27 protein-coding genes, 1 riboswitch and 1 other annotated feature (1 of these 29 cut by a window edge) are annotated in these 26,906 nt (G+C 36.2%); of the genes, 24 read left to right on the top strand and 3 right to left on the bottom strand.

All coding sequences use genetic code 11. The features are described from left to right. Positions 1 to 211 (top strand) — a binding site (T-box leader) (it extends 32 nt beyond the left edge of the window). A 127-nt stretch (positions 212 to 338) separates the two neighbouring features. Further along, entirely contained in the window at positions 339 to 1,553 is a 1,215-nt protein-coding gene (gene tyrS / locus AC07YC_RS07730) for a tyrosine--tRNA ligase (RefSeq protein WP_494918979.1), read from the top strand. 68 nt (positions 1,554 to 1,621) lie between these two features. Here tyrS and AC07YC_RS07725 read toward each other — a convergent pair whose 3' ends face one another. Next, positions 1,622 to 1,801 carry a DUF2759 domain-containing protein gene (locus AC07YC_RS07725; RefSeq protein ID WP_008181026.1) on the bottom strand — a complete coding sequence of 60 codons (180 nt, stop codon included), beginning with the start codon at positions 1,799 to 1,801 and terminating at the stop codon, positions 1,622 to 1,624. 169 nt (positions 1,802 to 1,970) lie between these two features. Here AC07YC_RS07725 and AC07YC_RS07720 point away from each other — a divergent pair, with 169 nt between their 5' ends. Then, positions 1,971 to 2,615, top strand: coding sequence for an MBL fold metallo-hydrolase (locus AC07YC_RS07720; RefSeq protein ID WP_089986114.1), 645 nt, complete (start codon positions 1,971 to 1,973; stop codon positions 2,613 to 2,615). Between the two features lie 47 nt (positions 2,616 to 2,662). Here the strand turns inward: AC07YC_RS07720 and AC07YC_RS07715 are convergent, their stop codons facing one another. Both AC07YC_RS07715 and AC07YC_RS07710 read right to left on the bottom strand, forming a co-directional pair. After that, a complete protein-coding gene (locus AC07YC_RS07715) occupies positions 2,663 to 2,905 on the bottom strand; it encodes a DUF2626 family protein (RefSeq protein ID WP_004231035.1) in 243 nt (80 codons plus the stop codon). A 117-nt stretch (positions 2,906 to 3,022) separates the two neighbouring features. Continuing rightward, a complete protein-coding gene (locus AC07YC_RS07710; RefSeq protein WP_494918978.1) occupies positions 3,023 to 3,733 on the bottom strand; it encodes a helix-turn-helix transcriptional regulator in 711 nt (236 codons plus the stop codon). Positions 3,734 to 4,058: 325 nt separating this feature from the next. On the opposite strand from AC07YC_RS07710, the gene comGA reads away from it, so the two are divergent. The 22 genes from comGA to AC07YC_RS07600 all read left to right on the top strand — a co-directional run bounded on the left by comGA (position 4,059) and on the right by AC07YC_RS07600 (position 26,875). Continuing rightward, positions 4,059 to 5,078 (top strand): competence type IV pilus ATPase ComGA, encoded by a 1,020-nt coding sequence (comGA, locus tag AC07YC_RS07705; protein WP_336635247.1) that lies wholly within the window; start codon positions 4,059 to 4,061, stop codon positions 5,076 to 5,078. After that, on the top strand, positions 5,053 to 6,126 hold the full coding sequence (gene comGB / locus AC07YC_RS07700; RefSeq protein WP_494918977.1) for a competence type IV pilus assembly protein ComGB: 1,074 nt from the start codon (positions 5,053 to 5,055) through the stop codon (positions 6,124 to 6,126). The genes comGA and comGB overlap by 26 nt, the downstream gene beginning before the upstream one ends. Positions 6,127 to 6,136: 10 nt before the next feature. Next, entirely contained in the window at positions 6,137 to 6,469 is a 333-nt protein-coding gene (gene comGC / locus AC07YC_RS07695) for a competence type IV pilus major pilin ComGC (protein ID WP_494918976.1), read from the top strand. Beyond that, positions 6,469 to 6,909 (top strand): competence type IV pilus minor pilin ComGD, encoded by a 441-nt coding sequence (gene comGD, locus AC07YC_RS07690; protein WP_336635244.1) that lies wholly within the window; start codon positions 6,469 to 6,471, stop codon positions 6,907 to 6,909. Before comGC ends, comGD begins: the two co-directional genes overlap by 1 nt. Beyond that, complete coding sequence (locus AC07YC_RS07685; protein ID WP_336635243.1) at positions 6,902 to 7,219, top strand: hypothetical protein; 318 nt, start codon at positions 6,902 to 6,904, stop codon at positions 7,217 to 7,219. Before comGD ends, AC07YC_RS07685 begins: the two co-directional genes overlap by 8 nt. Then, positions 7,212 to 7,640: a competence type IV pilus minor pilin ComGF gene (comGF, locus tag AC07YC_RS07680; protein ID WP_336635242.1), complete on the top strand. Its 429-nt coding sequence runs from the start codon at positions 7,212 to 7,214 to the stop codon at positions 7,638 to 7,640. The genes AC07YC_RS07685 and comGF overlap by 8 nt, the downstream gene beginning before the upstream one ends. A gap of 198 nt (positions 7,641 to 7,838) precedes the next feature. Further along, complete coding sequence (locus tag AC07YC_RS07675; protein WP_336635241.1) at positions 7,839 to 8,354, top strand: shikimate kinase; 516 nt, start codon at positions 7,839 to 7,841, stop codon at positions 8,352 to 8,354. Between the two features lie 144 nt (positions 8,355 to 8,498). Further along, positions 8,499 to 8,592: riboswitch (glycine riboswitch) on the top strand. A gap of 265 nt (positions 8,593 to 8,857) precedes the next feature. Beyond that, entirely contained in the window at positions 8,858 to 9,961 is a 1,104-nt protein-coding gene (gene gcvT, locus AC07YC_RS07670; RefSeq protein WP_336635240.1) for a glycine cleavage system aminomethyltransferase GcvT, read from the top strand. Positions 9,962 to 9,986: 25 nt separating this feature from the next. Further along, the gene (gcvPA, locus tag AC07YC_RS07665; protein ID WP_008181054.1) at positions 9,987 to 11,333 is read left to right on the top strand and encodes an aminomethyl-transferring glycine dehydrogenase subunit GcvPA; all 1,347 of its coding nucleotides are present in this window, start codon (positions 9,987 to 9,989) and stop codon (positions 11,331 to 11,333) included. After that, a complete protein-coding gene (gene gcvPB / locus AC07YC_RS07660; RefSeq protein ID WP_494918975.1) occupies positions 11,326 to 12,789 on the top strand; it encodes an aminomethyl-transferring glycine dehydrogenase subunit GcvPB in 1,464 nt (487 codons plus the stop codon). The genes gcvPA and gcvPB overlap by 8 nt, the downstream gene beginning before the upstream one ends. 92 nt (positions 12,790 to 12,881) lie before the next feature. Then, positions 12,882 to 13,805, top strand: coding sequence for a serine/threonine protein kinase (locus AC07YC_RS07655; protein WP_494918974.1), 924 nt, complete (start codon positions 12,882 to 12,884; stop codon positions 13,803 to 13,805). Between the two features lie 574 nt (positions 13,806 to 14,379). Then, a complete protein-coding gene (locus AC07YC_RS07650; RefSeq protein WP_494918973.1) occupies positions 14,380 to 16,548 on the top strand; it encodes a transcriptional regulator in 2,169 nt (722 codons plus the stop codon). Positions 16,549 to 16,775: 227 nt separating this feature from the next. Next, positions 16,776 to 17,201 carry a hypothetical protein gene (locus AC07YC_RS07645; RefSeq protein ID WP_008181062.1) on the top strand — a complete coding sequence of 142 codons (426 nt, stop codon included), beginning with the start codon at positions 16,776 to 16,778 and terminating at the stop codon, positions 17,199 to 17,201. A gap of 91 nt (positions 17,202 to 17,292) precedes the next feature. Then, positions 17,293 to 17,727, top strand: a complete 435-nt coding sequence (locus AC07YC_RS07640; RefSeq protein ID WP_494918972.1) for a J domain-containing protein — start codon at positions 17,293 to 17,295, stop codon at positions 17,725 to 17,727. A gap of 30 nt (positions 17,728 to 17,757) precedes the next feature. Beyond that, positions 17,758 to 18,333, top strand: coding sequence for an FHA domain-containing protein (locus AC07YC_RS07635; protein WP_336635237.1), 576 nt, complete (start codon positions 17,758 to 17,760; stop codon positions 18,331 to 18,333). A gap of 35 nt (positions 18,334 to 18,368) precedes the next feature. Further along, complete coding sequence (locus AC07YC_RS07630) at positions 18,369 to 18,896, top strand: FHA domain-containing protein (RefSeq protein WP_494918971.1); 528 nt, start codon at positions 18,369 to 18,371, stop codon at positions 18,894 to 18,896. 6 nt (positions 18,897 to 18,902) lie between these two features. Continuing rightward, positions 18,903 to 19,742, top strand: coding sequence for a PP2C family protein-serine/threonine phosphatase (locus AC07YC_RS07625; protein ID WP_494918970.1), 840 nt, complete (start codon positions 18,903 to 18,905; stop codon positions 19,740 to 19,742). 26 nt (positions 19,743 to 19,768) lie between these two features. Then, the gene (locus AC07YC_RS07620) at positions 19,769 to 21,379 is read left to right on the top strand and encodes a serine/threonine protein phosphatase (RefSeq protein ID WP_494918969.1); all 1,611 of its coding nucleotides are present in this window, start codon (positions 19,769 to 19,771) and stop codon (positions 21,377 to 21,379) included. Positions 21,380 to 21,416: 37 nt separating this feature from the next. Then, a complete protein-coding gene (locus AC07YC_RS07615) occupies positions 21,417 to 22,694 on the top strand; it encodes a normocyte-binding protein (protein ID WP_494918968.1) in 1,278 nt (425 codons plus the stop codon). Then, positions 22,685 to 23,380, top strand: a complete 696-nt coding sequence (locus AC07YC_RS07610) for an iron-dependent peroxidase (RefSeq protein ID WP_336635234.1) — start codon at positions 22,685 to 22,687, stop codon at positions 23,378 to 23,380. Before AC07YC_RS07615 ends, AC07YC_RS07610 begins: the two co-directional genes overlap by 10 nt. An 82-nt stretch (positions 23,381 to 23,462) precedes the next feature. Continuing rightward, positions 23,463 to 26,051, top strand: a complete 2,589-nt coding sequence (locus tag AC07YC_RS07605) for a molecular chaperone (protein ID WP_494919100.1) — start codon at positions 23,463 to 23,465, stop codon at positions 26,049 to 26,051. 38 nt (positions 26,052 to 26,089) lie between these two features. After that, positions 26,090 to 26,875 (top strand): DNA and RNA helicase, encoded by a 786-nt coding sequence (locus AC07YC_RS07600; protein ID WP_494918967.1) that lies wholly within the window; start codon positions 26,090 to 26,092, stop codon positions 26,873 to 26,875. Positions 26,876 to 26,906 lie beyond the last annotated feature (31 nt).

Raw genomic sequence — 26,906 nt, 5'->3', positions numbered from 1 at the left:
TAAAAACTGACAGAGAGTAGCCGGTCGTTGAGAGGCGCAAGGGATATTAAAGTGAATACATCTTGGAGCTGCGTACCGAAGTTTTAGTAGGCTACGACGGGTTTGCATCCGTAATCATTGCAATAGTATCGCTGCGGCTGTACTAATAGAGGAGTGCTATTTGAGTAGCTCTCGAAAAAAAGGTGGTACCACGTTCATTAACGTCCTTAGGATTTATTCCTAAGGGCGTTTTTTTGCATCTGGCCGTTCTAGTGCCAAATCGGGCGGCAGCAGTCCTGTCAAGAACTCTTATAGATCTTGCAATATTAACTTTTTAATATTACAAGGAGATGTTTTGTATGTTTTTAACACCAAAGGAGCAGTTAGCCATTATTAAAAAGGGGGCTGACAAAATTGTTGATGAACCCGAGCTACTAAAAAAATTGAAGCACTCATTTCAAGAGCAAAAGCCCTTAACGATTAAATTGGGGCTCGATCCATCTGCACCAGATATTCATTTAGGCCATGCAGTCGTATTGCGAAAAATTAAACAGCTGCAGGACCTAGGACATCATGCGGTCATTGTCATTGGTGATTTTACGGGCCGTATTGGCGATCCTACCGGGAAATCTAAAGGACGTGTAGCGTTAAGTGATGAATTGGTGAAGGAAAATGCCAAAACGTATTGTGAGCAAATTTTTAAAGTGTTAGACGAGGAAAAAACGATTGTTCGTTTCAATAGTGAATGGTTAGCCAAATTAACGTTTGAAGAAGTCATCCAGCTGGCTGCTACTACATCTGTTGCCCGTATTTTGGAGCGTGAAGACTTCCAAAAGCGGTACCATCACCAAATACCAATTGGCCTGCATGAATTTTTCTACCCTCTCATGCAGGCGTATGATTCTGTAGAATTAAAGGCTGATATTGAATTAGGGGGAACCGATCAAACGTTTAATATTCTCATGGGACGCACGTTACAAAGGCATCGAGGGCTAGAAAAACAAATTGCTATTTTTATGCCATTACTTGAAGGACTAGATGGTATTGAAAAAATGAGTAAAAGCTTGGGGAATTATATTGGTGTCAATGAAGCGCCTGAAGTTATGTTTAAAAAAATTATGGAACTACCAGATTCGCTCATTATCAAATATTTTGAATTAGCAACAGATGAGCATCCACTTCAAGTGCAAGCCGTTCAAGAAAGGCTACAAAACGGAGAAAACCCACGTGATATAAAACTACAATTAGCAGAAATAGTGACAGCTTTATATCATGGTCATGCAGCTACGATGGATGCAAAATCTTATTTTGAAGCTGCTTTCCAGAAGAAGATAATTCCTGCTAACATTCCTGTATTGCTACTTGAAATTGACAAAGAAAGAATAGAGGATATCATTCCACAATTAATGTCTATCCAATTTATTCAAAGTAAAAGTGATTTTATAAGGCTCATTAAACAAAATGGGGTTTCATTAAATGGAGAAAAAATTGCTGTGGATGATCTATCTCAAGTATTAATGAATGAGGATGTCCTGCAAATTGGTAAGAAGAGATTTCTAAAATTGAATAAGTAAAATGGGATGATATGTCCAAGAAAAAAGAGCAATCTCACATAGAGACTGCTCTTTTTTCTGTCTAAATTTTAGTGTAATTTTGGTGGATACCCGCCATGAACGATTGTCATAATGACAAACCATCCAAACACGACAGCACTTAATAAGTTGAAAACAACGCTTAAAAGGTTCTTTTCTTTAATTGCTTGGAATGTACCATATACAGCAAAAATTGAAACTAGACCAAAAATAACCATTAATAAGTTCATTAAAAATAGACACTCCTTTCGACATCAGAAAATGAATGTCGTAAACAATATTCCTCCTTAATTGTAATCGTTCTACCTGTTTTTGTCGAGAACTAATATAGTGCAAACTATGAACATTTATCGTCAAATTGTGGCAAAGCCTGTATAATAGAGAAATGAGGTGATATCTATGATGAACGTACGTAGTTTTTCTCTTGGTCCAGTCCAAACGAATTGCTATATCGTATCGAATAAAGACAAAGAATGTATCGTATTTGATCCAGGTGAAGAAGCGGAGCGTCTTATTAAAACAATCCGTAGCAATGGTTTAAAACCGTTAGCCATTTTTTTAACGCATGCACATTTTGACCATATTGGTGCAGTGGATGCCGTACGGGAAGCATTTAATGTACCTGTATGGATTCATGAAAAAGAGGTTAGCTGGCTAGGAGATCCAGAAAAGAATGGCTCTAGTAAATATGCTGCTTTACCAGACTATAGGGTAGCTGCACCAGATCAAGACACGATCATTAAAAAAGAGCAACAATTTGAAATGAGCAACTTTGTGTTTCAAGCTGTATTTACACCAGGACATTCACCTGGTAGCATTTCCTATGTATTTGAAAATGATGGCTTTGCGATTGTGGGAGACACATTATTTGAACAAGGTGTAGGGCGGACGGATTTAATTGGTGGGTCCACCAAAATATTATTAGCATCTATTCATGACAAATTATTAACATTACCTGAGGATACAATCATCTATCCGGGTCATGGAAATTATACAACTGTCAGTGCAGAAATGGAAACAAACCCGTTTTTAAATGGATTTTAAAATAAAAAAAGCGTATCTCGTTGATGAGATACGCTTTTTTAGTTGTATTAATGACCGCCACCAGGTACGTGAATGAATGTTGTATAGTACGTGAAGCCAGCGAAGAATACAGTTAAATATGCTCCGAAAATGTACATGTACATACGTTCTGAAAGGTTTAAGAAGCCTAATAATAAGAATAAACCTGTATTACCTAAGAATAATAGCGATACCTCGTTCATACCACCAAGGTAGAACATAACGGCAAAAATACCTGTCCAGAATGCCATAACTTTATACATATTATCCATGAAATTTCCCCTCCTTTTGCCCACGACACAATAATCTCTTACTCATTATAAATGATAGGAAAGGTGTCTGTAAACTGGAACTTCTCCGTCTTTGTGACAAACGAATGGATTTTTTAACTAGCTATCGATTTCTGTCACGTTTATTTCATATTTACATAAATCGCAATTATGTATCATACTCTCAATTTGCACAAATTCATTGCTTGAAAATAACGCATCTAACTGCCCTTTTAAATAGGATTCATGTAATGAGCAGACAATATCCGAATATGTTGTAAGTTGCTCTTGGAATGGACAATTAAAAATGGAAAATATCACCTTTTTGCCACGCTCTGTTTGTTGAATTTGTGGAACATAGCCAATTAATGCGGCATTGTCAGTTAATAGTTGAAGCTTCTCGTCGAAGGAAAGGGAATGATTGATTGTCAATACAGCGTTTAAATTTTGTTTCATCTGCTGATAACCATCTTGATAGCTAATTTCCTGACATTTTTCTAAAACAGATGGTCCAAGCTCTTCCACTAATTGAATCGTCCATTTCAGTAAACGCTCTTCGTCACGTCTTGGAAAAGTTAAGGATACACCTTTTTCTGAAGCCTTATATACGCGGCCAGGTCGACCACCTTTACCCGTTTTCACATAGTCTGCGGAAATAATATTAATTTCTGAAAGCTTTGTTAAATGGAGTCGAGCAACATTTGGATGGATGCCAAATTGATCAGCAATATGTTGGACGGTCACTGTTTTTTTCTCTTGCAATATGTACTCATAAATAGAGTATCTTGTTTCATCAGCTAAAGTGCTGGTAATTTTCAATGGATGGATCATATGCTTCACCTCATTAGTTTTTTATAAAATTATGTTCGTCTACCAAGTGTTAGGAAAATAATCATGTTCATTCTATTATATTCCATTATTGAAAAAGATACAGTTCATTTCAGCATAAATATTAATTTTTTCATGTATTTATCTTCTGTTTTAGTGGGAAATTGCACTTTATCCACATTTTTATAGCAAAAAACATGAATGATAGGAAATTTTATAACAAATTTTTATTTTCAGAAAAGGGCTTTCTTCGTAGGAAGATCCTATTTATACTAGGAAATAACGAATACGCGGTCATATTCGAATGAACTAGAAGAGGGGTGCATATATGCAGAATTTTGAAATGGTCGTTGAACAAAAATGTGAGCAACTTTTACTAAAAGCCTATCATTTTGGTGCTACCGATTTATTATTGGTGCCAAGCAATATAAATTATCGGATCTTTTTTCGGAAATATGACAAGCTTCTTCATGCGGGTGAACTACCAAACGATCTGGCAGAACGGATGATATCCTATTATAAGTTTCTGGCGCAATTAGATATAAGTGAGCGACGTAAACCTCAAAGCGGCTCATTCCAAAAGGCGATGGAGCAACAGGCATATGCCTTTCGAGTATCTACACTGCCTTCCGTATTTTTAAAAGAAAGCCTCATTATCCGCTTACTTCTCCAAAATCATTCTTTTCCACTAACTTCCTTATGTTATTTTAAAAGCTCAGCCCACAAATTAATGGAACTAGTACAGAATCGTCAGGGCCTTTTGTTTTTTACAGGAGCGACAGGATCTGGTAAGTCCACTTCACTTTATTCTTTAATCCATTATTGTTCTACCGAATTAAATAGGCATGTAATTTCCTTAGAAGACCCAGTAGAAAATAACCAAGCCAATTTACTTCAAATTCAAGTGAATGAACGAGCAGGCGTTACTTACGCTACGGGTTTAAAAGCAATTTTGCGACATTCACCTGATGTCATCATGATTGGGGAAATTCGAGACAAAGAAACAGCAAAAATTGCCATCGAGGCAAGCTTGACGGGCCATTTAGTTGTTTCAACCATTCATGCAAAGGATTCGATTAGCTGTCTTTACCGTTTAATGGACCTAGGGGTGTCGATAGATGAGCTTCGGCAAACGATTATTGGTATTGTTGCCCAAGTCCTTTTTCATTCATCAGCCTTACAAGATGATCGTCTTGCGTTGTACGAAATTTTATCGGATATTCATCTCAATCAGGCCATTAGCGCTATTTTAAATAAGGGGAATTTTCAGCTACCCTACGAATTAACCTTAAAGGGACAAAAGGAGTTAGTGGAGAGCCATTATGCAGTTACAAACATACATCGCTAAATTTCAATTATATTACAACAGAGCTACCAAATGGCGTGTAAAAGAGCAAGCGCAATTTATACAACGTTTATCTGTATTAATGCAGGAGGGCTACTTATTTCCACAGGCTATCTCAATGCTACTCCCCCATCATATAGATGTTCATGAGGAAATTCAGCAACAAATTGATGAGAAACTTAGGCAAGGAGAAGGCGTAACGAGCATTTTGGAAACATTACAGTTGTCTAAACATCATTTAGTAGCGATCAAAGTGGCAGAAAACAATGGGCATTTGCTTGAAGTATTAAAAGGTGTGGCAAAGCAAATGATTGTCGGTGAGCAGACGAAGAAAAAGTTAATTAAATTGCTTGTTTATCCTGTCATGCTAATTTTATTTTTATTGTTGTTATTCTTTGTATTTCGAACAATTTTCTTACCTAATATTGAACAAATGGTATCAAGTCGCTCAATTGAAGGTGAGAAGACAAGTGTGGGCATATCTAAACTATTACTGCATGTCCCCGATTTTGTGATGGTAACAGCGTCGATTGTAGTAGTCAGTTTATTGGTTTTACATTTCTATCTCAAACGCCAGCCTATTCCCCGACGACTATCAATATTATTAAAAATCCCATTTTTAAAAATCTATATCCGACTCTCATGGACAAGACAATTTGCTGCCTATTTAGGGAGTTTACTACAGAGTGGGTTTTCATTGCAGGCTAGTCTTCAAATTTTAGAAGAACAATCCTTTCAACCTTTTCTACAGCATCTGTCGCGTCGTATTAAAGAAAGGGTAATCTTTGGAGAGTCATTGACTCAAGCCGTACAAATGATGTCTATTTTTCACAAGGATTTTGCTACCTTTGTAGAACATGGGGAACAGAGTGGCTATTTAGGGAAGGAACTTACATTATATAGCGAACTATTAATGGAAAAACAGGAGCAACTATTGCAGAAGGTGCTCGCCTTTATCCAACCAAGCTTCTTTATTGTAATTGCTATATGTATATTAGCGGCCTATGTCAGTTTACTATTACCAATTTATCATATGATTGATTTAGTTTAGGAGGACTAAGATGAAACATATTAAACAACAGAATGGTTTTACTTTAATCGAAATGCTGATTGTATTGTTGATTATTTCCATCCTTATTTTAATTACAATTCCAAATGTTACGAAGCACTTCGCTACGATTGATGAGAAGGGCTGTGCTGCCTATATTAATATGGTACAGGGGCAAGTAGAAGCCTATAGAGTGGATAATATGGCATATCCAACTTTAGAGGATTTAGTAAAAGAAGGCTATTTGAAAGAAAATGAAACAACTTGCCCTAACAAAGAAGAAATAGTTATTACGACTAAGGGAGAGGTACGTTTAGCAAATGTTGGTGCAGGTACGAATGGCTAATGAGAGAGCGACAAAAAGAATTGGGCTTTACGGTCCTCGAAATGCTAATTGTTTTATTTCTTGTTATGAGTTTAACGGCCATTGTTAGCAAATTCTCTTTAAGATTAGCGGAGTCAAAGGAATTAGAGCGTTTTTTTACTCAAATTCAACTAGACATTCAATATATTCAAACCTATAGCATGAACCAGCGACAGTATATCGCGATGAAATTTGAAAGCTCTACAAGGCGCTACGTTATTCAAAGAGATGCTTTTTCCAATCTCTATGAACGACCATTCCCTAAAGGAGTCGAATTTTTGCCTGATGAAAGCTCTATTTATACGATTGTTTATAATGTTAATGGCAATGTCAGGTCAGCAGGCACGATCGCGTTTCAAACGCCGCAAGGAAAGAAAAAGGTAATCATTACATTAGGGCGAGGGAGAGCGAGAATTGAATGAGTCAGGCTATTCTTTTGTTGACACGATTTTGGCAATGGGCATCTTGATGTTACTTTGCGGCTCCTTATTGCCTATTACCTATACGATGAAAACGAATCTTATGAATAAAAAAATGGAAATGATTGCAGCTGAAACAGCATATGAGGGCCTGAAATTATATCAAGCTGTACAACAAACTGAGGGCACAAGAATTATTGAACAGGTTGAGTATCGATGGATGTTTAATGGTGAAGAAATTTGTGTTCGTTTTCACAATATACTCAAGCCACGCCAAAAATGTATTCCCCTTACAGGAAATGTCCATGAATAATGAGAAGGGCTATACCTTACTAGAAGCAATGTTTCAATTAATGGTGTTTGTGCTGATTTCTCATCTTTTTGTCCTAATTATGCTGTGGTATGCTGAAATGACCTCAACTATGCAAACGGATGAACAATCGAAATGGGAGCTGTTTGTGTATGATTTGAATAATGGGCTAAAGGATATTTTAACGTTCTCTGTGCGGGATGATCATAAACGAATCACTTTCCAGACCACAGAAGCTGTCCATTATATTGATTGCTATCGTAATATCATTCGTGAACAAGTAAATGGAGGACATGTTCCCATGCTAAATGGCATCAATAAATGTCAGTTCACTTATAGCGGAGATAGGCTGACAGTAGCGGTGGAAATGCCTAGTGGTATGCAAAAGGAGCGAACCTTCTATGTGCCAATTATTGAAAAATGACAGTGGGGCTATTTTTTTAATCGCAATTGCATTATTATTTCTTGTAACTACTTTTCTTCTTGCGTATTGTATGTCATATGAAATGCAATTTCAAACATATGATGGGCTCGAAAAATTGAATGTTCAAGCTACGATAAATTTATTGGGACAAATTTTGTCAGACAGTGTAGAATCGTAGTTATAAGAAGGTGATTCGAATTGCGAAAAATATATTTAGTTGGTTTTATGGGTAGTGGAAAGAGTGCTTTAGGAAGACGTTTAAGCTTTTTATTAAAGATGCCATATTATGATATGGATCATGAAATAGTGAGACAGCAAGGAATGTCCATCCCGCAGATTTTTGAAAAGTACGGAGAGGCCCATTTTCGAAAAATAGAAACAGAATTTTTGAAAAGTTTCCGCGATGAGGCTTGTATTATTTCTACGGGCGGTGGAGCTGCGATGAATGCTGAAAATCGAAAAATTATGAGACGTAGTGGCTTAGTATTTTTTTTAGATGCCTCGTTTGAGGATATTTATAAACGAGTTCAGCATGATCCTAACAGACCAATCGTACAAAGCTCGACAAAGGAGGAGCTAGAAAGTCTGTATCATTACAGAAGAAAGTTTTATCGTGATGCAGGGCATATTCAGGTCCTGACAGCGGGCAGAACCATTCGTCAAATTTTAGAGTATTTAGTGTTCCAAGTAAAAAGGCTTAAAAACGAACGATAAATGATGATAAACCGAATAATGTTCGTGTTTTATTATCTTTTAAAAAATGATTGCCTTTTCAATGCAATTAATGTTAGGATATAGACAAATAAGTAACTAAATGTTCATTGAATACTAAATAGTACCAAGATGTATCTTGGGCGGATGATTATACGGGGAGAGAGCGTTATTAAACGCCACCGAAGGAGCAAGTAGCAATGGCTATGAATCTCTCAGGTAAAAGGACTCGTATAAGACGCAACTCTGGAGAGAGCTGTAGTATAACAATAGCAGCCACCAAAGGGGAAAGCCGACTAATTGGCAGTATCAACCATGCGAGTTAGTCTGGTGTAACTTTCAGGTGCAAGGACAGAGAATCCCGAAAAGGGGTTCGTCTGTCTTTTTTTATGTCTTTAGGTACTCCGTGAAGCTTTTTACTTTGCTAAGTCATGACTGTACCCATACAAAAAGCAGACGAACTACTACCAGTAAAAATGTAACTAACAATAAGGGGGCAAAAAAGAATGACGAATGAATTAAAACGTACACCTCTATTTGAAGAATATGCGAAATATGGTGCTAAGACGGTTGACTTCGGTGGATGGGAATTACCAGTTCAATTCTCCTCTATTAAAGATGAACATGACGCAGTACGTAATCGTGCGGGATTATTTGATGTATCCCATATGGGTGAAATTTTAGTAACGGGTCCCGATGCATTAGATTTTTTACAAAACCTTTTATCCAATGATGTTTCAAAAATAGCTACTGGCCAGGCACAATACACAGCAATGTGCTATGAGGACGGCGGTGTTGTCGATGATTTACTAACGTATAAGCTAGCAGATCAACATTATTTATTATGCGTGAATGCAGCAAATATCGAAAAAGACTATGATTGGATGCTGGAAAATCAACATCAATATGATGTGACAATTGACAATCAATCGGAAGCCTATGCACAAATTGCGCTACAAGGTCCTTTAGCAGAGGAGGTTCTTCAATCCCTCACTTCAACGGATGTAAGTGCCATTAAATTTTTCCGATTCCAAGAGAATGTAGAAGTCGCAGGACATAAAGTGTTAGTTTCTCGTAGTGGATACACAGGAGAAGATGGCTTCGAACTATATGGAGCACCAGAGGATATTAAAGCACTATGGGATAAAATTTTAGGTGCTGGTCAAGACAAAGGTGTTGTTCCTGCAGGTCTAGGATGTCGAGATACATTACGTTTTGAAGCGGGTCTGCCACTTTACGGTCAAGAATTATCAGCAACTATTTCTCCTCTTGAAGCAGGTATTGGCTTTGCTGTGAAATTAAATAAAGAAGATTTTATTGGTCATGATGCATTAGTGGCTCAGAAGGAAAATGGTCTTCCACGCAAACTAGTCGGCATTGAAATGATCGATAAAGGGATTCCACGCCATGGCTATAAAGTGTTTAAAGATGGTCAGGAAATTGGTGAAGTTACAACAGGAACACAGCTTCCTTCCTCAAAACGTAATGTTGGTCACGCGTTAATTGACAGTCAATTCGCAACTATCGGAAATGAATTAGAAATTGAAATCCGTGGTAAGCAACTAAAAGTGATTACAGTTGAAACACCGTTTTACAAGCGTTCAAAATAATAGCTGAAAAGAGGGACCTACATTTATGAAACATCGTTATTTACCAATGACGGAGCAAGATCAAAAAGAAATGTTAGACGTAATCGGTGTATCCTCAGTTGATGAATTATTCGAGGATATTCCTGAGAAAGTACGTTTTAAAGGCCTTTATGACATTAAGGCAGCAAAATCGGAATCTGCTTTATTAAAAGAGTTATCGGCACTTGCTGCTAAAAACAAAGACACAAATGCGAATGCATCGTTTTTAGGTGCAGGCGTTTATAACCACTACAAGCCTGTAATCGTGGATCATGTTATTTCTCGCTCAGAGTTTTATACAGCCTATACTCCCTATCAACCTGAAATTTCACAAGGCGAGCTTCAAGCTATTTTTGAATTCCAAACTATGATTGCAGAGCTTACTGGTATGGATCTTGCCAACTCTTCTATGTATGACGGTGGTACAGCATTGGCTGAAGCAGGAATGTTGGCAGCTGGACATACACGTCGTAAGAAAATTTTAGTATCTGAAACGGTACACCCAGAATATCGTGATGTTGTGGCTACATATGCCTATGGTCAATCTATTGAAATCGTAACAATCCCACATAAAGATGGTGTGACTGATATTGCAGCTTTAAAAGAGCTAATTGACGACAATACGGCAGCAGTTATTGCTCAATATCCAAACTTCTTTGGTCAAGTTGAGGATATTCAAGTAATCGGTGATATTGCGCATGAAGCAAAAAGCTTATTCGTAGTATCGTCTAACCCACTTGCCCTAGGTATTTTAACTCCTCCAGGTAAACTAGGAGCTGATATTTGTGTAGGTGATGCACAAGTTTTCGGTATCTCTGAAGCATTTGGTGGTCCACACTGTGGTTTCTTTGCAGTGACAACTAAATTAATGCGTAAGGTGCCAGGTCGTCTTGTTGGTGAAACAGTAGATGGTGAAGGACGTCGTGGTTATGTATTAACACTACAAGCACGTGAACAACATATCCGTCGCGATAAAGCAACTTCTAACATCTGTTCGAACCAAGCACTTCTTGCACTTGCAGCTTCTGTAGCAATGACAGCTCTAGGGAAACAAGGTATTCGCGAAATGGCTACACAAAATATTGCGAAAACACGTTATGCAAAAAATGCCTTTGAAGCAGCAGGCTTTACAGTAGCATTCCAAGGTGCACATTTTAATGAAATCGTAGTGAAAACAAATAAATGTGTGAAGGAAATCAATAAAGGCTTAATTGAAAAAGGTATTATTGGTGGATATCCTTTAGGTCAAAATTATGACTCTCTTAAAAATCATGTGCTAATTGCTGTGACTGAATTACGCACAAAAGAAGAAATTGATGCACTAGTTGCAGAAATGGGGGCTCTTCATGCATAACGAAAATCAAACACTCATTTTTGAAATTTCAAAAGAAGGTCGCGTTGGCTATAGTTTAGAAGCGCTTGATGTACCTGAAGTAGATCTAACAGATATATTACCTGCTAATTTAGTACGTACAGAGGCAGCAGAATTACCTGAAGTATCTGAGCTTGATATCATGCGTCACTACACAGCACTTTCTCGTAGAAATCATGGTGTAGACTCTGGCTTCTACCCACTTGGCTCTTGTACGATGAAATATAATCCAAAAATTAATGAAGCGGTAGCTCGTCTTGCTGGCTTTGCCAATGTGCACCCACTACAAGATGAATCAACAGCACAAGGTGCTATGGAGCTTCTTTATGATCTTCAAACGTCATTAGTAGAAATTACTGGTATGGATGAAGTGACATTACAGCCAGCAGCAGGGGCACATGGAGAATGGACAGCATTAATGATGATCCGTGCTTTCCATGAAGCAAATGGAGAAGGTCACCGTAATAAAGTTATCGTTCCCGACTCTGCTCACGGAACTAACCCAGCTTCAGCAACAGTAGCAGGCTTTGAAACAATTACAGTTAAATCAGATGAAACGGGCTTAGTAGATATTGAAGACCTTCGCAAAGTAGTAGGTCCCGACACTGCTGCCTTAATGTTAACAAACCCGAATACACTTGGTTTATTTGAAGAAAACATCATCGAAATGGCGGAGCTTATCCACTCTGTTGGCGGTAAAGTGTACTATGATGGTGCCAACTTAAATGCTGTTATGAGTAAAGCACGTCCTGGCGATATGGGCTTTGACTGTGTGCATTTAAATCTGCATAAAACATTTACAGGTCCACACGGTGGTGGTGGTCCAGGTTCAGGTCCAGTAGGCGTAAAAGCTGATTTAATTCCATACCTACCAAAACCAGTACTTGTAAGAACAGAAGAAGGCGCATACCATTTCGATTACAACCGTCCACAATCTATCGGACGAGTAAAACCATACTATGGTAACTTTGGGATCAATGTTCGTGCCTATACGTACATCCGTACAATGGGTCCAGATGGCCTGAAAGCTGTAACAGAATATGCTGTATTAAATGCCAACTATATGATGCGTCGTTTAGAGCCATTCTACGATCTTCCATATAACCGTCACTGTAAACATGAATTTGTTTTATCTGGTCATCGCCAAAAGAAATTAGGCGTTCGTACACTAGATATCGCAAAACGTCTGTTAGACTTTGGCTACCATCCACCAACAACATACTTCCCATTAAATGTGGAAGAGGCGTTAATGATTGAGCCAACAGAAACAGAATCTAAAGAAACATTAGACGCATTCTGCGATGTGATGATTCAAATTGCGAAGGAAGCGGAGGAAAATCCATCCATCGTTCAAGAAGCACCACATACTACAGTCGTTTCTCGCCTAGACGAAACACGTGCGGCTCGTACACCTGTACTACGTTATCAAAAAGCTTAAAATTGACAAACCGCTCACTTTCTTAGTGGGCGGTTTTTATATGAAATTTTTGTTATAATTTTCCTTGATGGATTGTGGAAGGAGGGATTTAAATGCAAACAACATCAGCGGAATTGAGTTTACCAATAAATAATCTATTAAATAATACATATAGCATCAAACGACTTCTTGCTACGAGTAAATTATCATTTGTTTATATCGCTGAATACATAAGCACCGGAGAAGAAATTATCATAAAAGAGTTTTTCCCATTAGACATAGCTTTACGAGATTTGGATAATAAGTCTGTCATCAATCGTTTACCCTCTACAAAGAGGAAATTTGAGGATTTAAAAGCAAGGTTTTTGAATGAGGCGTTAATGTTACAGCGTCTGAACCATCAATATATTGTTACATATCGACATCATTTTTTTGAAAATGGTTCTATATATATAGTCACAGATTATTATGAAGGGGTTTTATTAGAGCAATATATACAACGATTTTCATTGAGTGAGAGACATCTTCTCTATCAAGATATATTTTTACCTTTAATAGAAGCGATTACTTATTTACATGGAAAGGGAATTATACATCGGGATATAAAACCTAGTAATATTATGATTGATGCTAACGGACAACCCTATTTATTAGATTTTGGATCTGCCGTTTATTATAAAACAGGGATGAAATATCCGATATTTACTAGTCCAGGCTATTCTCCCCTTGAACAGTATTCCATGCAAGGAGAGCAAGATGTTTATACTGATATTTATAGCTTGATGGCAACCTTATACTATGCTTTAACGAATGAAATACCATTAGATATTTCACAGAGGGTAATTGAGGATAAAATTGAGAATGTTAGAAAATATAATGAAAAAGTGAGCACTTTTATGTCATCTACTATTATGTGGGGGTTGCGGATAGAGACTAAAAAAAGATGTTCTTCCCTAAAATTTATTAAATACATGATTATTATTGAAATAAAGTTCAAATGTAAAAAGAACTATTTTAATTTATTTGATTCTAAATGACCAAATTTACTATTCGTTTAATACTATTTATCCATTTTAACTATATATTGTAACTTTTAAAAAACAGCTTATGACCTAAGGTATTTAGGACAATAAGCTGTTTTTTTTATAAAAAAATATTATAAAAGCCATAAATGTCTATAAAATATCATAATTATTACCATGTTATATTTTTACTAAACAATCCTATAAATGTTTTTGATGACAATATATTCTATAGAAAATATTGACATTGATTTTAGATATTGTATAGTTACCTTTGTGATACATTAATCATTCGTAAAGTTTGTATGAAAGATGCATAAAGTAGGACAGAGATTCTTATAAATTAATTTCAATTTCACTACATAACTTTGTTTATCGTTGGTATATTTTCACTACTATGTTTTATTATTCTATAATACTTTGGGAATAACTGTGAGAATAGATTCATAAAACAATAGCATTTGAAGTGGTTGTACAATATCCAACGCTGTAACCCTTATGCTCTTATCTTTCATTTACTTACTAATGTTTATGACAACTCGAATTCGTTTTAAAGGAGGGATGGCTGTAGAATTATACAGCCAAATGAATGGATATTATTAATCAAACAAACCGAACTATGCTCTTTGAAGAAATAAATCCTGAGAAAATGGATTTAATTACGCTCGTTGGAGATGTCAAAGGAATTGATAGTCTAAGTGATGAAAAAATTAAAGAAATTAATCAAAGTCTTCTTGTAAAAAGTTTCGATGAATTTTTAGATAAGTTTTCTCCCACGGTTTACTCATTTTACAATGCCGCAAATCAAAAAGTCATGTATACCTTAAAAAAGCCAGAAGGAATTCAAGATGATTGTATTTCTGAAATAGCAATTGACCAAAATAATGATTTTTTAAAAATGCTATTTACGCTCATTGATACAAAAAGAAGTCAAGGAATTGCCAATGTAGATTTTAAATTTGAAAATTTACTTGATATGATCTCTCCTAAAAAAGTCATGGATGACATTCGTCAAGTACGTAAAGAGATCCATTACTTGTATGGTGAATATGACAAGCTAGATGAAGGCGACCCTAAGAAATTAGATACAGGTGACAAGCTGAATCTTATGTTTGAAGTTGCTAGTAGAAACTATAACAATGTGATGGCGATGCTACCGTTAGCAATTGAGGATATTAAAACAAGATTATTACTGGGTGCTAGTCAAGATGAGGGAGAATCTGAAAAGTTACAAATAGGTACTCTTTCAATTGGTGACAATGGTGAATTGAAAATCATTGAGGCACCACAAACAAATAGTGCAGAATTAATGGTCATTGAGGAAAATAGTAATTATGGCTTAAGTACTGTATTTGAGGAAGATTACGAAGCGATAACTGAATCACCATCTTCTTATGTGAAAGATTTAGTAGTCAGAACGTTCTCGCCGCTTCCAGCAATTAAAGCTGAATTTGATGTAGAAACAGAAGTTCAAAACTACAATACATATCTTGAATTCTATAAGGATGCAAAGGATGAATTTGTCAAAACGGTTAAGCCTTTAGTTGAAAAATTACTAGGGATCAAAATGTATTTTGATCAATATGCAACTAAAAACAAAGGTATGCAACCTTCATTAATCATCACTAACACTAAGTTAGATATGCTGGTAAAAAGTAATAACCTACCGAGATTACGTACTTACTTAAACACTGTGAACTCAAAAAATGACTTTACAGATACGGTATGGTATGGAATTGTACCAGCGCTTGAACTTGAAGCATCTGGAAAAATGAAAGTAAGTCGATCCAGATTCAAAGGAAACGATAAAGTGACCAAGCAAGAGGGTAATACGATGGAATCACTATCCATTCTCTTGGACACTATAAAAGATTACAAGGTGCAAATTTTCTTTAACTTTATGGCTGAAGAAGAAACAACCTTCAATGGGATTGCAACAGCTGGTATTGATCGTCTAATCGATAAATGCTCTGTACTAGTTAGAAAGGATTATAGCGAGTTTGCTATACCATGTTTACCAAACTTTACGATTATTCCTAAAGATAAATCAGGAGTCGTGATTGATACACGTATGCATACTACTGAAAATGGAGCACGTTTATCAAAAGAGAAAGAAGATATCTTAAAACTATGGATTGAAGGCGTTTATGTGGATGCTAGCTATGTTGCAGCAGGTATCGTATCGGCCTATCAATGTCCAGAGTATTTAAAAGAATCATTTAGACATGTTAAACGAAATTATCCGGGAGTTCGATTCGATATTGAAGCCGGAGACAATTCACTACGAGCAGTAACAACTATGGCAAAAGAGATCTCTGGTTTTACGAATAATATTAAGGATGCTATCAATAGCAGAAGCTTTGGTTTTGTATTCTCTTCTGAAAATGCTCAACTACAGGATAAAGATATTAGACGTATAACTGTCTATAAAGCAAGAAGTCTAGCGATGGAAGAAGATGGATTTGATTCAATCTACAAAACTCAAGTTAGTACGTATATTGAAAGAATTCTTCGTTTCCAATCAGGAGACTTTAAGCATGAAAATATTGTTCGTTTCTTTAGTAATAATCCAAGCAGTCAAAAAAGTAAGTGGCTAAATGATAAAGGACATGTAAACTCTATTATTCATGATGGAGACGATATCGGTTACATCATTGATGAGAAAACAAGTCTATGTCAAATTGATCTTGTGTTTAATGGGAATGTCAAAAATCTTGAAGTCACGATTACTAAAGGGACAAGCGCTGTTAAAGCCTAACAATTTATTTATTTCAATCATTAAAAATTTACGTAGGTTGTTTAAGATTTATTAAATAATAAATCTTTTAACATAAATATGAATCGACTAACATCATCCAGATGAAAAATTACATATTTCACAATGCTTGTTTTAACAAGCTGCCCTGTGAAATGAGATAGCTATGCTTAAACTTAATTCATCAAAGAAGATGGGAGTCATTCAACACAAATTAGGAGGAACTAAAAATGGGTTTTGTATTAAAAGTAGAAGGATCAGAAGCAATTGAATTAGGGTTAGAAAGCATTATGACTGTCGAGTATGAGACAGATACGCCAAACGATTCTAATGCCCGCTCTACAGATGTTGGAGCAACTTTAAAGGTAAAAGGTAAAATTTTAACTGCTACTGATGGTGATAATTCTGATGATACGATGAAATTAGGATTATGGTCATTAGTACCTGCTGAAAAGGCAGATTGTTACCGTAAAGTAACACTAGAGGTTATTTCAGCGGATCAAGTAGTAAGAAAAATTCACTTCCCAAATGCTTTTGTTGTGGATTACACAGAAAGATATGGTGATACAGAAGGTATTGGTGAATTCTACTTATTCATTAAGCAAAAGAAAGACAAAACAGACTTGGCAAAAATCGAGGGTGGCTACGCTGTCTAAGGTTGTAGCTTGATAAAACTCTTCTAATTATCTAAGGAACTTATTTAGTTCCTTAGATAATTTTTAATAATCCTAAATTGGGGTTGAAAAGATGAAAACACATTATGAAATTTTAGGTGTTAGTAGAAATGCCACACAAGATCAAATCAAGCTCGCTTATCGGAAGCTATCCAAAAAGCACCATCCAGATGTAAGCGGGGGAAACAAAGAATCAGAAGAAATTTTCTTAAAAGCTACAGAAGCCTATAAAGTACTGAAAGATCCGGCATTGAGAGAGCCATATGATGCTAGTCTCGATGATCCAGGTACAGGCTGGCAATCGAAGCAAACGGATGACAGACATTCTAATGGACATCAATCTGCAGACAAAAAACCAGATTTTAATATAAATAATATTGAAAAAAACTTTGAACACTTTTTTGGCTTCAATCCGAAAACAAAAGAAATGTCCTCAACTCTACATAAAAATGCGAAGAAAAATCCCCTTGACACAACGGATTTATTTGAGCGCTTTTTTAATAAATAATCAAATGGTAAAAAGTGAGGAAGTGATTACATGTATGATCAATATCCAACTGAAGCTTACAGTGAAAATGCAAGAAAAAAAATGCTTATAAAAATTATCGATATCATTATTGTCACCATTGCCTTCTTTTTCATTTTATATGTTTTTGTTATGAATCAGGAGGTTCTTTTAAAATTTGTTATTGGCACAGTAATAGTCATCCTTGCTATTATTTATGGTTCTCTCAAATACGAAGCAAAAGCAATTACTCAAACTATGACAAACAAGGACATTTCTAAGCTTGTTCTCCTTAATGAAAGTGGGATGGAAGTGGATGAATGGGAGCTTGGTGATCAAATTTCATTACTTATAGGAAAAAGTTCAGCTGAATATAAGGCAGATATTGATTTAAGTGGAACAGAATATGAATCTCTTGTTAATTATGAACATGCGGTCCTTAACTGTGTAGCTGGTATTTGGTATGTAGAGGATATTGATTCTGTTAATGGTGTAGGTTTAAAAAAGGCGCATAAGCGGGTGAAAAATAGATTAAAACAAGAGATTCCATACCCACTAGGTAATGGAGATACGATATACATAGCAAATACGCGAATTTTGGTGAAATAGAGAAAAAAGTCGCAACATAGATGGGGGATTTTGGAATGAGTTTAATTAGATGTACAAATGGTCATATGTTTAGTTCAAGGAGACATCGTAATATTTGCCCGTACTGTAATGTCATGGTGGAGCAGGAGCAAAGACAAAATAGTCCATCCACACCTGTCGCTGAAGTAGATGATAAAACATTACCTTATTTAGGAGAAATGGATGGGATTGATCCTGTTACAGGATGGTTGGTTTGTATTGAAGGACCACAAATGGGGAGAGATTATCGGATCTTATCGGAAAAGAATTTTATCGGTAGGGCAGAAGACATGCATATTCGAATTGCTGGAGACAATTCCATCTCTAAACGTAATCATGCAGTCATTGTATATGATCCTAAAAAACGGAATTTTTACTTGCTACCTGGGGATGCATCAGGACTAGCCTATCTAAATAATGAAGCGGTTTATACACCAACGGAATTAGCAGCCTATGATGTTATTCAGTTAGGGAGAAGTATGTTTTTATTTATTCCACTTTGTGGCGTCCACTTTGAATGGGAAAACAATCAAAGTGAGGAATGATGACGAATGGACCATAAGCTAGTACCTTACATAATTGCATTAATTTTTATTGTTGTACTTATTTTTTTACTCATCATACGAGGTATCCTTGCTCAAAAAATGGAAAAAGGGAAAATTTACATTGGAAATGGTCAGACGATAGGAAGGCGGGATGAACAGGATGATTATTTCTCAACCGCTGAGACGGCACATGGCACAATGGCGGTGCTTGCAGATGGGATTAGTGGGTTAGCCAATGGTCGCATGGCCAGTACAATCGCAGTGACCACATTTATAGAAGAATTTAAAAAGCTTGGTAGCCTCAATCAGCTACAAGATTTTTTAAAGAAAGCAGCTATGTCGAGTAATCATATGATTGTAGAAAACTTGAATGGCTCAAATGGAGGAACAACATTAGTCACTGCCATTATTGATAACGATGGCTACCTACATTGGGGTGCGGTAGGTGATAGTGTTATTACGATTTTTAGAAACGGTGAATTTTTAGCAATTAACCAAAAACATATTTTTGAATCGGTATTAACTGAACGTTATATTGCGGGTGAAATTTCGCAACTTGAAGTACAGGAAAATCCTTTGAAAAAACGATTAATAAATTATTTGGGATATGCAGGCTTTAAAAATCTAGATACAGGAAATAATCCTATTCAACTACATAAAGGAGACAAGGTTTGCCTATTTAGTGATGGAATCTATGATGCTTTAACAGAGGTTGAAATGGAAAAAATCCTCTCTCAGCAAGCTCCACCCTATGATTTAGCACAAAACATTATAAAAGCCGTTGAACAAAAACGCCTAAAGAATCAAGACAATGCGACTATCTTGATTTTGGAAAAAATATGGTGACGGTGGACTAGAGAAGGAGGAGACTTATGAGAAAGGAAAATTGTGACTTTAAAACTAGTTTTCTATCTGAAGCCGGGTCCTTTCTGCAAAATAAAGACTACTTTGCGTATACAGAACTTGATGATGTTGCTTGTTGGGTAGCCATAAAGGGCTTAGATGCGGATCAGGAAATTAGCAGTGCCGAGCTTGCGGTAAAGGCTATTTTGGAACGTTTTATGGAAAAACCAACTATGTCGAGAAGAAGTATCAAAAAATATCTCAAGCATGCACAAAATATACTTCAAGCTCAAAGTTTACGTGTAAGGTTGAAGGCTAGTGTTGTCATAGTTGTTTCAGATTATTCAAAGATGATTGTGGCAGTAGCGGGAAATTCACGATTATATCATTTCCGTAATGGCACATTAACCTACAAAAGCACGGACCAAAGTTTAGCACAGGAAATTGTCAATAATCGAAATCGATCCTTAGATATTAGCCAGCATGAAGAGAGAGGGAATTTGCTAAATTATCTTGGCAAGCCAAATGATTTTCAACCATTTGTGTCTAAGAAAATGAAACTTATGGATGGGGACGCCTTATTACTTTGTACGGCAGGATTCTGGGAAGATGTGAGTGAGATTGAGATGGCCGATGCACTTGAAGGTGTAAAGGATTCAGAACAATATACCGATTTATTGGAAGAAATTTTGTTAAGTAGACAAAGAAAAGTGGTAGAAAACTATACGGTTGCTGCAGTATTTGTTAATAAAGTTTATCAGGAAACAAATAAAAACAAGAAAAAGTATATAAAAATGATTGCTACTGCATTAGTAGTAGCGTTGGTTGTAGGTGGTAGCACCATTTTTTATCAAGCAAAACAAGCTAAAAAAATTGCTGAGCTATCAGTAGAAATGAAGGATCATGAAAAGAGCGGCAATCAATATTTTCAGGATGGTAATTATGATGAGGCGCTTCTTGCATATAGTGAGGGCCGAAATGCGGCAAAGAAATTGAAAGATCCTATACATAGAAATTTACTAGCTAGAAAATTAAGAGTGACACAACTCATTATCAATGGTGATCAATCAGCGGAAACTGGAAAATTTGCTGAGGCGTTGGAACACTATGAAAAAGCAAAAAAAGAAGGGAAGCTCATTAATGGATTCGGCAAGGGAGAGGTAATACAAAGAATTGAAAATATGGATTCCATCGTTGAGATTGTTGACGCCATCAAGGATGCTGATTTTCGCTTTGAGGCTGAGGATTATAATGGTGCTTTAGCCATCTACCAAAAGGCTAGGAAAAAAGCATTGGCTATTTCTTTTACTGGCGAGCCACAGATTAAAACAAAAATAGAGGACACAGAGGAGAAAATAAAAGAATTAGAAAAGGCCCAAAAAGAATTAAAGGCAGAAGGATTAGAAAAGAATGGCGATCAGAGCTATGCCCGTCAGGAATACGCAAAAGCAATAGAATCCTATACGCTTGCTCAAGAGATTTATCAGGAAACAGAATTATTGGCAAAGGTTTTAGGGCTAGAGAGAAAAATTATGAATGTAAATGATAAATTGAATCCTATTCCACAAGGACAAGCACCGGAAAATGCTATCCCGAACGAGGCAGACTTACCAATTGATGAAGCACCAGATGCCAGTTAGCACTCAAATTCTAGGCTTATGAAAGAAGGAAAGTAAATTGTTAAAAGAGCTCATGTTCGAACGTTTACGAAAAATAGAAGATTTAGAGCAACGTCAATTACTAAAGGATATTGTAAGTGGTGTCTTTGTCAATCTTATCGACTATCAAGAGGATATGAACCGCAAGCTTGAGGAGCGCATTTTCAATGAGATGGATGATATAGAGAATAAATACGATATCTATGCAACATTGCTTCCTAGGGAGGATGTCGATCCCATCCATGATTGTTTATTTCCAATATGTCCAACAGATGTAGAGGAGAGAAAAATATACACGGATAAGCTTCTAGGGTCCATGAAAAAGCATGAACCGGCGATGCTCATGACTATATTTTTAGCGTGTAATTCGGATGTGATTCAACATTTACTTGCACAGCCAAGAATATTTAGAGGAAGTTTAAAGACGTCCGAGGGTCAGGTTGAGATTCAAGTTGGCCTTATCAAGAATCATCGTTATATAAAGGAAATTGAAAAGCTGTACTCTATTTTTCAAATAAATGGCCTTCCTTGGAAAACGATTAATCATCCATTTGTTCATAAATTTCTGGATGTCATCGTTGTAGACTGTCCGCCGTTACATGAAGATGTGGAAATAGAAGAAGTGACGATTGATTTAGAGGAATATGAGCAATACAAACGATTGAACATGGTGCCGCTTTGGAATATTCAACCCCATGTGGTGAAGAATAGTGGTTTTCCATTCCCTGCTATAGATAGAGTCAATTTTGAGCATGTCTTATCGTTACGAAAAACAGGTAATCAACATGGCTATGTCATTGATACGGAGGTGGAAAATGTTAGGTATGTAAAACGTTCAGACCATGAACTGACAATTGTTTCGCCACTAGAGCAATCGGGAGAATGGCGATTATTAAAAATAGCTAAAGTAGAGCAGGAGCAAATTGGCAAATTAAATTTTGCGCTAGTTTCAAATAGTCGTAATGCCTATTTTATGCACAAGCTTTCTTATAAAAATAATCAAAACGTTTCTACAAAAGGTGAAATTATTCGACTGATAAATTCCTTTGAGGCAGCAAATATGCTTGAACTAGTGAAAATTGATGTTTTCGAGGAATACGAACCAGTAGGTAGTCATAACCTTGTTCAACCATTTTTAATGGATAGACAAGAAGGCAACAGTTATAAAAAAACAATGCTATTGCAATTCATATCAAAGCAAGATAGAGACTTTATTGCGGATGATGTATTAAGCTTCCTTATTGCTGAAATACAAAGACATTTTATGGAATATAAATGTGTGGGTAAATGGCTATGAATTACATTTGGGATTTACTAATTAAAACAGAAGATGAAGGCTTTCAAACAAAGGATATTTACTTTCACCTAGCTCAAATCTATTCACCGTATATGGAGCTTAGTCCACAGCTATTAAATTCACAGGTAGTAGAGCAGCATGTTGAAGTAAATCCTTATTATCGTTATTTTCAAATCTTTAAAGACCTGTTTCATCCTGATCATACGTCAGATCAAGAGTTTAGAGACTGTCTATTAGATATAACCTTACACTTTTTAGCTGAGATTGATCGCATGCAGGGTATGAATAAAAAAGAATTTTATATTCGTTTTATTCTGAGGGATATTCAGGCAAATGTATTTGGAAAACGGGTTCGCGATCATATCAAGCTTTTTTCTAAAAAGGAACAAGAAATTGTGGCATTAAACATGCTTAGACTCTATCAAACAGGCGAGGAAATATACCTCATCAAAGACACGCTGAAAAATATTTTTAAAAATTGTTTCATTTATGTTAAGTCCGAGGAAAAAGATGAATTACTTCTTTACATTCAGCAAAAAAAGACAGAAAAAAATAGTAAAAAGGTTGAGCTCATTCAAGAGATTTTTCTGCCAGTTGGCTACCATATAGAAGTTTATTGGCAATATCATTTTGGCATTATGGGATTAGAAGAGACCATGATGCTAGATCGAATAGCTCTTTATTAAAGAGAGCAAGGGAGGGCTATAGGTGACGACCAAATACTCGTATAAATTGAATTTGAATAAGCGTTATTCAGAAAAAAAATATATGACCTATACACGTGTAGAGCTAATGGAAATGACAACCTTTCAGCTTAGAAATATTTGTTATAAGGAAAAGCTCATAACAGGTTTAATTAATACGCTGACAAGGGACGAATTAATTGAAAAGATTGTAAGATATCGTGGGGCTGAGGAACATCTTCTCATAAAAGAGAACCAAGATGGGGGCTTTGAAAGAGTAGAAGAGGCTTTGCAAAAATATTTAAAGACGCCACTTTCTGATAATGGGGATATTAAAATCCCCGCCAAAATGAATGTCTATAAAGGTATGAAAATAGATAAACCTGATCAATATTTAGTCGAAACAGGTGGGTTTCTAGTGGAATCCAATGTATTACTTGTGAATGAGCAGCTAGAGTTATGTGGAATTTTAAATATCGTAAAGGATGATGAAAGACCACAAAGTTATTATTTAACTGCCGATCAAGCACTTGGCATACGTGAGACAAAAAATAAAAACTATAGCTTTATCTTTTTACGGAAGCAAGATTCCGAGTATATGTATAAAACGTACTATCAGGAAATCCCGCTACCACCAACAAATTTACATTACTACAAAGTACCGATACCAGATTTAGAGATGAAGCAATTAGAAACTACAAATGCTATCCTTGCAATTGATTTTGGTACAACAAATACAACAGCTGGTGTTTTTTTGGATAGTGATTATGTCGCATCTCCTTGTAGCCATGACCTTTTAAACAAGAGGATTGAACTTAATAGCATTAATTTTGTACAATTCCCAGACGCACTTCATCAAAACGAATGGATTGAAGTAGTGCCCACAGTGCTTTCAGTAGCAGATTGCTCGAACACAGAGCATGTAAGCTATTATTTTGGCTATGAAGCGCTTAAAGTGATGAAAAAAAATAGTTATACCTCCTTGGCTACTAAATTTCAGGGAATCAAGCGTTGGGTTAGTAATTATGCAAAATTAGAAGAAGTGATGGATGCGAATGGCAATACAGCACTTGTCCCGCGTAGTCAAATCATAAGAGAATTTTTACTTTATATCATACGTATGGCTGAACATCAATTTAAGTGTCGATTTAAACATTTGCATATTTCAAGTCCTGTCAAGCTGAAAACTCAATTTTTAGATATGTTTCAGGCCATATTACCTGAATATCAAATTGAAACAGAGCATGCTCTCGATGAAGGGATGTCCGTTTTATATAACACGATCGCCAATCAAATAGAGAATCAAAGCTTTATGGATAGTAAGGAGTACAAAGCACTTGTTATTGATTGTGGTGGGGGAACGACAGACCTCTCTTCCTGTAAGTTTCGCATAGAGGACGGCCACATTTCCTACAAAATTGATATTCATACAACCTATGAAAATGGTGATACCAATTTTGGGGGGAATAATATTACATATCGCATCTTCCAATTTATGAAAATTGTTTTTGCGAACTATTATAGCCGAGGGAAAAATGCATATGACATTGATGCGTTAATTGATATCCCCGGAAAGGATATTTACCGATATGTAGATGATTATGGCGTAGAGGCCGTCTACCAGCAATTCGAAAAAGCATTTGAGGATGCTGAATCTATCATTCCTACACGCTTTAAGGAATATGAAAATCGGACACGTGATGAGTATCTAAGAGTTCGCAATAATCATTATTTTTTATGGGAAATGGCAGAGGAAATGAAGAAGGAATTTTTCCGCAAAACTGGTATTCTGAGAAGCCGCTTTTATTCAGAAAGCGATACACAGCAGGATAGCGATTTGAATATCACAACAGTAGATCGCTGGTGCTTATCACTATTAGAGCATCATCAATTTAAAGATGTTTACGATTATCCAAATGTTTTTTTCAATATTAAAGAAATCAATCATCTTATAAAAGCAGATATTTACGATATTGTACGCGAATTTTTAGAGGAGTTTTATGAAAGTGGCATGCTTGGTGAATATTCCATTATTAAGCTGACTGGACAATCCTGTAAAATTGATGCCTTTCGAGAGGCTTTAAAAGAATTTGTGCCAGGCCGTAGCATTGAGTTTAGGCAAAAGGCTGAAAATGTAGGGAAAGTGCCAGAATTAAAGCTTGCCTGCTTAAGAGGAGCATTGCGTTACTTAAATGCGAAAAAAATTGGCATGATTGAAACGACCGTTACGAATAATGCTCCTATAGTACCTTATTCTGTTAGTGCATTTACACATAACAGGCAAGAAAAACTTCTTATCAGTAGCTTAGAACGATTGAATCAAATTCATGGAACTATTTCACGCCCATGGGGAGTCACAGAGGTCGAATTTTTCCTAACTGGAAGTGATCATCAGACAACCCAAAAGTACACCTATTTCAATAGGCAGGAAAATTTTGTTCCAGTGCTTTATGAGAGTATTGTGTCGTTCTATTCCAATAAAATTCCACAGGACGAGACAGATTCAATTACCAACGGTGAAGTGAAATTTTTCGTCTTCGCAGGAGAGGATCATTGGGGCTTCCATGTAGTACCAGTGGCTAGGAAAGAGGAGCAGCTGTTTATTGGCAGCAAGGAATTCTTTGCCTTTGAAACAGATCTATCAGAGTTAGATTTCTTTGATGGATTAAAGTAAGTAGGCATCTGCTAAAAAATAAAAGAGGAGAATAACAGATGTTTACGAATCAATATCCACATTTTCAAAAAGGAAGAATTTTAAAGCTGGAAATGCTAGAGAATCTGCGGGATTTCCCGAGGGAATTTTTAGACCTCTATTTCGAGGAATACTCAAACGGCATTATAGCGGGTTGTCATATTCATGTAACAGATACAAGCATTATTCTGACCAAGGGCATCATGAAACATAATAAAAGACTCTATATGCTCCATAGTAGCTATGAGCTTCCCTATGAAGCAACGGGCAATGAAATGATAGTAAAAGTACGTTTTGCTGAAGAGGTAAATCATTTAGATTTCATGCAATTTACAACGACCATCGTTCTTGATAACTCCATGTATCTTGCCGCAAATGAAATGGAAATAGTACGTTTTAAATTAAAAGTAGGCGCAAAACTGCGATCAGAGCCCATTGATTTTTCGGATTATACCACTGAATACAATACCGTTAACTATCTTCACTGTGAATATGCAGGTGTACAAAAAAGTACCTATCATCCTAAGGTTTTACAGTGTTTTGCAAAGGAATTATTAAAAAATCGTCCAACCAATACTTATGACATAACATTTGCCTTAGCGTGTTTAAATGAAGAACGAGTACAGCGAGATGTCATTGAAATGTACATAAGTAATCGGTTAGAGCTAGAGTTTCAACCATTTTCCAATAGTCAAATTCACAAATATTTAAACCGTATATTAGGTGAAGCCAAAAATGGTGGTCGTGGAACTGGGGCTAGTCCAATGCCTAGTCCAGGTCGACCAAAGCGAATGATCGTTGATTAGTTGAAAAGTAGTTGATGAAAATACGTTGAAG

It is taken from the genome of Lysinibacillus sp. GW247-5R2A, assembly GCF_059424475.1.
The sequence above is the reverse complement of the archived record's forward strand: the minus strand, read 5'-3'. Positions and strand labels throughout refer to the sequence as shown.

What these genes read in the sequence shown, in the direction of transcription:
- AC07YC_RS07710 (WP_494918978.1), bottom strand. Translation starts at nt 3,733, where the DNA reads ATGATCCATCCATTGAAAATTACCAGCACTTTAGCTGATGAAACAAGA.
- comGA (WP_336635247.1), top strand. Translation starts at nt 4,059, where the DNA reads ATGCAGAATTTTGAAATGGTCGTTGAACAAAAATGTGAGCAACTTTTA.
- AC07YC_RS07715 (WP_004231035.1), bottom strand. Translation starts at nt 2,905, where the DNA reads ATGGATAATATGTATAAAGTTATGGCATTCTGGACAGGTATTTTTGCC.
- AC07YC_RS07600 (WP_494918967.1), top strand. Translation starts at nt 26,090, where the DNA reads ATGTTTACGAATCAATATCCACATTTTCAAAAAGGAAGAATTTTAAAG.
- AC07YC_RS07645 (WP_008181062.1), top strand. Translation starts at nt 16,776, where the DNA reads ATGGGTTTTGTATTAAAAGTAGAAGGATCAGAAGCAATTGAATTAGGG.
- AC07YC_RS07630 (WP_494918971.1), top strand. Translation starts at nt 18,369, where the DNA reads ATGAGTTTAATTAGATGTACAAATGGTCATATGTTTAGTTCAAGGAGA.
- AC07YC_RS07640 (WP_494918972.1), top strand. Translation starts at nt 17,293, where the DNA reads ATGAAAACACATTATGAAATTTTAGGTGTTAGTAGAAATGCCACACAA.
- AC07YC_RS07650 (WP_494918973.1), top strand. Translation starts at nt 14,380, where the DNA reads ATGGATATTATTAATCAAACAAACCGAACTATGCTCTTTGAAGAAATA.
- comGD (WP_336635244.1), top strand. Translation starts at nt 6,469, where the DNA reads ATGAGAGAGCGACAAAAAGAATTGGGCTTTACGGTCCTCGAAATGCTA.
- gcvPB (WP_494918975.1), top strand. Translation starts at nt 11,326, where the DNA reads ATGCATAACGAAAATCAAACACTCATTTTTGAAATTTCAAAAGAAGGT.
- gcvT (WP_336635240.1), top strand. Translation starts at nt 8,858, where the DNA reads ATGACGAATGAATTAAAACGTACACCTCTATTTGAAGAATATGCGAAA.
- comGC (WP_494918976.1), top strand. Translation starts at nt 6,137, where the DNA reads ATGAAACATATTAAACAACAGAATGGTTTTACTTTAATCGAAATGCTG.
- tyrS (WP_494918979.1), top strand. Translation starts at nt 339, where the DNA reads ATGTTTTTAACACCAAAGGAGCAGTTAGCCATTATTAAAAAGGGGGCT.
- AC07YC_RS07625 (WP_494918970.1), top strand. Translation starts at nt 18,903, where the DNA reads ATGGACCATAAGCTAGTACCTTACATAATTGCATTAATTTTTATTGTT.
- AC07YC_RS07720 (WP_089986114.1), top strand. Translation starts at nt 1,971, where the DNA reads ATGATGAACGTACGTAGTTTTTCTCTTGGTCCAGTCCAAACGAATTGC.
- AC07YC_RS07605 (WP_494919100.1), top strand. Translation starts at nt 23,463, where the DNA reads ATGACCTATACACGTGTAGAGCTAATGGAAATGACAACCTTTCAGCTT.
- AC07YC_RS07635 (WP_336635237.1), top strand. Translation starts at nt 17,758, where the DNA reads ATGTATGATCAATATCCAACTGAAGCTTACAGTGAAAATGCAAGAAAA.
- AC07YC_RS07725 (WP_008181026.1), bottom strand. Translation starts at nt 1,801, where the DNA reads ATGAACTTATTAATGGTTATTTTTGGTCTAGTTTCAATTTTTGCTGTA.
- gcvPA (WP_008181054.1), top strand. Translation starts at nt 9,987, where the DNA reads ATGAAACATCGTTATTTACCAATGACGGAGCAAGATCAAAAAGAAATG.
- AC07YC_RS07620 (WP_494918969.1), top strand. Translation starts at nt 19,769, where the DNA reads ATGAGAAAGGAAAATTGTGACTTTAAAACTAGTTTTCTATCTGAAGCC.
- AC07YC_RS07655 (WP_494918974.1), top strand. Translation starts at nt 12,882, where the DNA reads ATGCAAACAACATCAGCGGAATTGAGTTTACCAATAAATAATCTATTA.
- comGB (WP_494918977.1), top strand. Translation starts at nt 5,053, where the DNA reads ATGCAGTTACAAACATACATCGCTAAATTTCAATTATATTACAACAGA.
- AC07YC_RS07610 (WP_336635234.1), top strand. Translation starts at nt 22,685, where the DNA reads ATGGCTATGAATTACATTTGGGATTTACTAATTAAAACAGAAGATGAA.
- comGF (WP_336635242.1), top strand. Translation starts at nt 7,212, where the DNA reads ATGAATAATGAGAAGGGCTATACCTTACTAGAAGCAATGTTTCAATTA.